The 6049-nt window shown below is 73.6% G+C and carries 5 protein-coding genes; 2 read left to right on the plus strand and 3 right to left on the minus strand.

The features are described from left to right. Window positions 1-14: 14 nt before the first annotated feature. Window positions 15-236 (plus strand): FmdB family zinc ribbon protein, encoded by a 222-nt coding sequence (locus tag ABD198_RS26720; protein ID WP_344006569.1) that lies wholly within the window; start codon window positions 15-17, stop codon window positions 234-236. A 113-nt stretch (window positions 237-349) separates the two neighbouring features. Here the strand turns inward: ABD198_RS26720 and ABD198_RS26725 are convergent, their stop codons facing one another. The 3 genes from ABD198_RS26725 to ABD198_RS26735 are packed head-to-tail and all read right to left on the minus strand — an operon-like array spanning window position 350 to window position 4928. After that, a complete protein-coding gene (locus ABD198_RS26725; protein WP_344006571.1) occupies window positions 350-1162 on the minus strand; it encodes an HAD family hydrolase in 813 nt (270 codons plus the stop codon). Next, window positions 1162-3711 carry a phosphoribosyltransferase gene (locus ABD198_RS26730; RefSeq protein WP_344006573.1) on the minus strand — a complete coding sequence of 850 codons (2550 nt, stop codon included), beginning with the start codon at window positions 3709-3711 and terminating at the stop codon, window positions 1162-1164. The genes ABD198_RS26725 and ABD198_RS26730 overlap by 1 nt, the downstream gene beginning before the upstream one ends. Window positions 3712-3761: 50 nt before the next feature. Next, the gene (locus tag ABD198_RS26735) at window positions 3762-4928 is read right to left on the minus strand and encodes an HpcH/HpaI aldolase/citrate lyase family protein (protein ID WP_344006575.1); all 1167 of its coding nucleotides are present in this window, start codon (window positions 4926-4928) and stop codon (window positions 3762-3764) included. A gap of 154 nt (window positions 4929-5082) precedes the next feature. On the opposite strand from ABD198_RS26735, the gene ABD198_RS26740 reads away from it, so the two are divergent. After that, window positions 5083-5976: a TerD family protein gene (locus tag ABD198_RS26740; RefSeq protein WP_344006577.1), complete on the plus strand. Its 894-nt coding sequence runs from the start codon at window positions 5083-5085 to the stop codon at window positions 5974-5976. The last annotated feature ends 73 nt before the right edge of the window (window positions 5977-6049 follow it).

A 6049-nucleotide genomic window follows, 5' to 3' on the forward strand; every position in this document is an offset into this window, starting at 1 on the left:
GTTAACCTTTGCCCATGCCTCGCTACGAATACCGTTGCCGGACCTGCGGCGACACCTTCGAACTGAGCCGTCCCATGGCCGAGTCCTCCGCGCCCGCCACCTGCCCCGCGGGCCACGACGACACGGTGAAACTCCTCTCCACGGTCGCCGTCGGCGGCAGCTCGTCGGCCGCGTCCCCGGCCCCCCAGCCGAGCGGCGGTGGGGGTTGCTGCGGCGGCGGCTGCTGCGGCGGCTGACGGCACACCCCGGGCCGGCCTGGCCGGCCGGCCCGCTCGAAGACCCGCGCAGTCGGCTGAGCGGGAGCTGCCGGTACGGCAGTCGGCGGCCGGCTTCCGAGACGTGGAGCGCCTCAGCGCGGGGCGCGCACCGTCCGCAGCAGTTCCCGCAGGATGCGCTCACCGGCCAGCACGCCCCGCTCGGGCAGCGCCCGGACGCCGGGTGCGGTCCAGTCGACGTCGGCCAGTTCGCCGTGCCCGGGGCGCCAGGAGCGGTCGGCCGCCAGCAGGAGGTCCGCGTCGAGCAGGGAGTCGCCCGCGGCCAGCGTGAGGTCCGTTCCGGTGCGCCGGGCGATCTCGTGCATGGCCGCGCTCTTGGTCAGCGGCGCGGGCACGGCGTAGATCTTGCGGCCCTGCAGGGACACCGTCCAGCCGCGGTTCTCCGCCCAGGCGGCCAGCTCCTTCACCCACTCCTCGGGCAGCAGTTCGCGCTCGACGACGAGGTAGGCGAAGAGGTCGTCGGCGACGCGCTGCTTGCGCACCCACACCGGGTCGGCGGTGCGCAGCAGATGCTCCCGCACCTCCGACAGCGGCGCGCACTCGTCGGCCAGGCGGGCCAGGACGCGGGCGTGCCAGTCGCGGTCGGTCTCCCCGTCGACGAGGAGGTGCCCGCCGTTGGCGCAGATGGCGAACCTCGGCGGCGGGCCGGGGAGATTGATGCGCTGGTACTGCTTGCGGGTGCGGGTGGTGGCGGGGACGAAGACGGCGGCGTCGCCGAGGTCGGTGAGGAGCCCGGCGGCGGTCTCCGTCATGTAGGACAGCGGCTTGCTCTCGTGGACCTCCACGCACAGCAGGCGCGGCGCCCGCGCGTCCGGCATGGTCAGGGCGAGCGCGGCGGCGGAGTAGATCAGCGTGCGGTCGAGGTCGCTGGCGACGAGGGCGGGCATCAGACGCTCACCGCCTTGCCGTCGGCTCCGGTCGCGCCGCGCGTGTAGCGGGGGTGGATCAGGCCGACGCAGGTGTAGGGCAGCTCGTCGGCCTCCTCCACGGGGACGCCCCGCTGCTCGGCCAGCAGCCGGACGTGGTCGAGGTCGCGGCCGGCCCCCTTGCGGGCCAGCACCTTCCACGGCACCCGGCGCAGCAGAACACGGGTGGTCTCGCCGACGCCCGGCTTGACCAGGTTGACGTCGTGGATGCCGTACTCCTCGCTGATGCGCTCCACCGCGGCCCAGCCCTCCCAGGTGGGGGTGCGGTCGGCGGCGAGCAGCTCCTTGGCCTGGGCGCAGGCGGCGTCGGTGACCTCGCCGAAGCGGGCGGAGACGGCGTCCAGGAAGGCCACCGAGACGTCGGAGGAGGCGAGTTCGCGGTAGAACTTGGCGCCGTGGAAGTCGTCCGGGCCGACCAGGTCGGCGCGCAGCACGGTACGGGAGATCAGCCCGGAGACGGTGGAGTTGAGGCAGGCCGAGGGGATGAGGAAGTCCTCGCGGGTGCCGTAGGTGCGCACGCAGGAGCCGGGGTCGGCCAGCACCGCGATCTCCGGGTCGAAGCCGGTGATGCCGTACTTCTTCTCGAACTCCTCGACGGCCTGGGCGAGTTCGCGGGTGATGGCGCCCTTGCCGGTCCAGCCGTCGACGAAGACGACGTCGCGCGGGTCGTGGTGCTGGGCCAGCCAGCGCAGCGCGTTGGCGTCGATGCCCCGGCCGCGGACGATGGAGACCGCGTAGTGCGGCAGGTCGAGACCGTGGCGGTGCTGGGCCCAGCGGCGCATCAGGATGCCGATGGGGGTGCCGGCGCGGGCCAGGGAGACCAGGACCGGGCGGGGCGTGGGGGTCCCCCCGCTCGAGCGAAGCCGAGAGTGGGGGCGCTCGGCGAGGACCGTCTCGGTGACGACGCCCACCGCGTGCGCGATACGGGCCGCCGAGGCCTGAAGGGCCGCGTGATACAGCTCCTGGTACTGCGGGGTCGGCTGGTACTCCACCGGCAGCGACTCGGCGTAGTGCGCGCCGCCGCTCTGGATGGCCTCCTCGCGCTCCTCGGTCGGTGCCTCCAGCGTCACGTGCGAGAGGTCCTGCAGCAGCCATCCGACCTCCTCGGGCGCGTACGAGGAGAAGGCTGGGCCGCGTAGGGGCTCGGGCAGCATGGAGGCGGGCCTTTCCAGGGAGTCGTGCGCGGGAGACCGGTCGGTGCGCCCGGCGGGCGGGACGTACGACGGCACGACGGCGAGCAGCACGTGCGGGGTGTGCTCGGCGAGCCGGGCCAGCAGGCCGTCGGGGGCGTGCAGCGCGGGGGTGTCGGCGACGGAGTCGACGACCGCGACGACGGCGTCGAAGCCGGCGCCGGCGACGTTGTAGGCGTAGCGCTCGCCGGGGCCGTCGGCCGGGTCGTCGTGGGCCGGGAAGACCAGGCGGGTGCGGATCGCGTAGCCGGGGTCGTCCACGGCGAGGACGGGCGAGCGGGTGGTGGTGGAGAAGCGGACGTCGGCGCCGGTGCCGCGCTCCAGCTCGCCGGCGAGGCGGAGCGGGGCGTACATCAGCTCCTCGAAGCCGAGCACCAGGACGCGGCGGGCTCCGGCGGGCAGTGCCCCGGCGATCCGGGCGGCCATGCCGGGCAGGGCCCGCTCCAGCCGGTCGCGCTGCGCGGGGGTGAAGCCGTGCCGGCCGCCGTCGGGCAGGCCCTCGGGCCAGCCCAGGTCGACGCGGGTGATGCGGCCGGGTTCCGCCGGTTCCGCGGGCGGCGGTTGCGCGGCGGCTTCCGCCTCGTAGCGGGCGACCAGCTCCTGGCCCTTCTCCAGCACGCCGTCCGGCAGCCGCACGGTCCCGGAGGCGGCGGCCACCAGATCGACGCGGGCGCCGATCTCCTCGGCGAAGCCGGCCAGCCGCCGGGCGTCCTCGGCCGACCGCATGTCCACCAGCGCCACCACCACGTACCAGCGCCGCGGATACCGCCGGTGCAGGGCGCGCACGGTGTTCAGCACCGTGTTGCCGGTGGAGAACTCGTCGTCGACCAGGACCAGCGGCCCGTCCCCGGCCAGCAGCGCGGGGTCCTCCGGGAGCAGCAGATGGGAGGTGGCGTGGGAGTGGGACTCCTCGAAGCCGCCCGCGGTGGCGACGCCGGGGACGGGGCGGCGGGTGGAGTGCAGGTAGGGGGCGACGGCCAGGCCGTCGGCGACCGAGTGCCCGAGGCTGGTCGCGGTCTCCGCGTAGCCGAGGACCACGGCCTTGTGCGCCTGCTCGCCCAGCAGCTCCCGCACCCGGCGGCCCAGGCGGACGCCGTGCCCGTGCACCACGGACGGGGTCTGGGGGACGTGCTTGCCGAGCACGTTGGAGACGAGCAGATGGGCCCGCTTGGGGTTGCGGCGCAGCGCCAGCCCCAGCAGCTCGGTCAGGTGCCCGTCCCCGGCCAGCTCGACTCCGAGCCGCTCGGCGACCCAGCTGCCGGACCAGACGTCTCCGGCCCGCGTTTCCCGACGCACCCCGCGGTGCACCCCCTCGTTCACAGTGCTCTCTCCATCATTGTCCGGGCATGGTGTGCGGGCATGGCCCGGGGTCACTGCGCCAGCCCGGCCGCCAGCAGCTCCACGAAGCCGATGTCCTCGTTGGCCACGCCGAAGGCCTCGGCGCGCAGCAGGGTCCGCTCCGCCCAGGCGCGGTGCGGCTTCACCTCGTTCATCTTGTTGGTGTACGCGGACCGCAGCACTCCCCCGCCGTCGCGTTCCGGCCGCAGGATGTCCTGGGCGTCGCTGAACTCCTCGTGGCTGACCACGGACAGCGCGTGCACGGGCAGCACGTGGGAGGGGTGGATGCAGGTCTTGCCGAGCAGGCCGTTGGCCTGGTCGAGGGAGATCTCCCGCAGCAGGCCGTCCATGGCGTGCTCGATGAGCTTCTCGCGCAGTTCGACGGCCTGTCCCTCGAGGAACGGGCTCTGCCGCAGCAGCGGCTTGAACATGCGCTCCTGGACGCGGAAGTACTCCCACACCGGGCCGGTCACGGTGAAGCCGGTGCCGTCGGCGCGGGCCAGCATGTTCACCACGTCGGCGATCACCGAGGCGACTATCTGGACGTCGTAGGCCGTCATGTCGGGGCCGCGGCGCAGCCCGTAGGAGGAGCAGAAGTCGGTCACCCCGAGGCGCAGGGCGAGCACGCGGTCGCGGTACTTGCCGACGGCGCGGGCGATGCCCTCCAGGGTCTCCACGCGGGACTCGCGGTAGAGCAGCTCCGGGGACTCCAGGACGGGCATGGCGAACAGCCGCCGGCCGGTCTCCGCCTCGGCGAGGGTGAGCGCCTCCAGGAACGGCATGCCGTGTTCCTCGGTGAACTTCGGCAGTACGAATCCGGACAGCAGCCGGACGGCCGGGCCGAGGCGGCGCACCAGGTCGGGGATCTGCTCGGGGGTGCGGACGCGGATGAACAGCAGGGGCAGTTCCACGCCGGGCCGCCCGGCGAGGTCGGTGAACTGGCGGACCAGGTTCTCCTCGCCGGCGAGGACGTCGGCGTCGTCGATGGAGTCCTCCAGGCACAGCACCATCGACACCACGCCGCGTCCGGCCTGCTTGACGATGTCGTCGGCCAGCCGGGGGCGGGTCGCGGGGCTGTAGAGGGTCGCGCCGAGGGCCGCGGAGAGGAGCCGGGCCGGGGAGTCCGGCGTGAAATCGGCGGGCTCCCGATAGAAGAGACGTTTCCGCACCTCTGGGGCGACGTGCCCGAAATGACGCATGGAACTCCCCGTGTGAAGGTCGGAAGGTGGCCGGTAATAGTACGTAGCAATCGATGTCCCGGGTTCCCACGGGGCATGAACTTCACGTAATCCCACGGTGCCGGGCGCACACCCCGCATTGTCGTGATCAGGACGGAGAAGGCAGGATGACCGCATGACGCACGCGATGCTGAAGGGGTCCAACATCCCGCTCGAGGCCACCACGGTACGCGCAGTGCTGCGCTGGTCACCCGGGCAGGGGGTCCCGGACGTCGACGCCTCCGCGCTGCTGCTCGGCCCCGACGGCCGTGTGCGCTCCGACGACGACTTCGTCTTCTACAACCAGCCCCGGCACCCCTCCGGGAAGGTGTGGCGGCTCGGCAAGAAGCGGGTGGCCGAGGGGCTGACCGACACGATCCAGACAGACCTCGCCGGGGTCGAGTCCGGCGTCAGCCGCATACTTCTGGTCGCCTCGGCGGACGGCGTCACCTTCGACCAGGTGCGGGCGCTGCGGATCCTGCTGCACGACGCGCAGGACCCGGACGGCGAGCCCCTGGCGTACTTCGACGTCAAGCCGGAGACGGGGCAGGAGACCGCGCTGATCTGCGGCGAGCTGTACCGGCGCGGGGAGGGCTGGAAGTTCCGCGCGCTCGGCGAGGGCTACTCGAACGGGCTGAAGGGCCTGGCCACCGACTTCGGCATCTCGGTCGACGAGTCGGAACCGGAGCAGGAGCCCTCGGCGCCCTCGGCGCCCTCGGCGCCTTCTGCGAACCCGGATTCCCAGGCACCGGAGCCCCCGGCCCAGCCGCCGTCCGCGCCGGCCGCACAGCCGCGGGCGGCTGCGCCGGCCGCACAGCCGCCGGTCGCCGCCCCGCTGCCGCCGGAGGTGCCGCGGCAGCCCGCGCAGCCCGGCTACGGCTACCCCCAGCAGCCCCCGGCCACCCAGCCCGCGTACGGCTACCCCCAGCCGACCAGCCCGCCCGCCTACGGCTACCCACCAGCAGCGGCCGCCGCCCCGGACCCCGACTTCCGCCTGCCACCCCAGGGGCCGCAGTTCATCGGCCGCTAGGGCCTTTCGTCTGGATCAGCCTGCGGGAATCGCCGGCGCCTTGTCAGCACCGGTGAGCGGGGTCTGGTGCGTG

The organism is Streptomyces thermocarboxydovorans (genome assembly GCF_039524635.1).
Taxonomy (GTDB): domain Bacteria; phylum Actinomycetota; class Actinomycetes; order Streptomycetales; family Streptomycetaceae; genus Streptomyces; species Streptomyces thermocarboxydovorans.

Bases quoted from the DNA above. Each gene is read 5' to 3' on its own strand.
- ABD198_RS26735 (WP_344006575.1), bottom strand. From the start codon at position 4,928: ATGCGTCATTTCGGGCACGTCGCCCCAGAGGTGCGGAAACGTCTCTTC.
- ABD198_RS26720 (WP_344006569.1), top strand. From the start codon at position 15: ATGCCTCGCTACGAATACCGTTGCCGGACCTGCGGCGACACCTTCGAA.
- ABD198_RS26725 (WP_344006571.1), bottom strand. From the start codon at position 1,162: ATGCCCGCCCTCGTCGCCAGCGACCTCGACCGCACGCTGATCTACTCC.
- ABD198_RS26740 (WP_344006577.1), top strand. From the start codon at position 5,083: ATGACGCACGCGATGCTGAAGGGGTCCAACATCCCGCTCGAGGCCACC.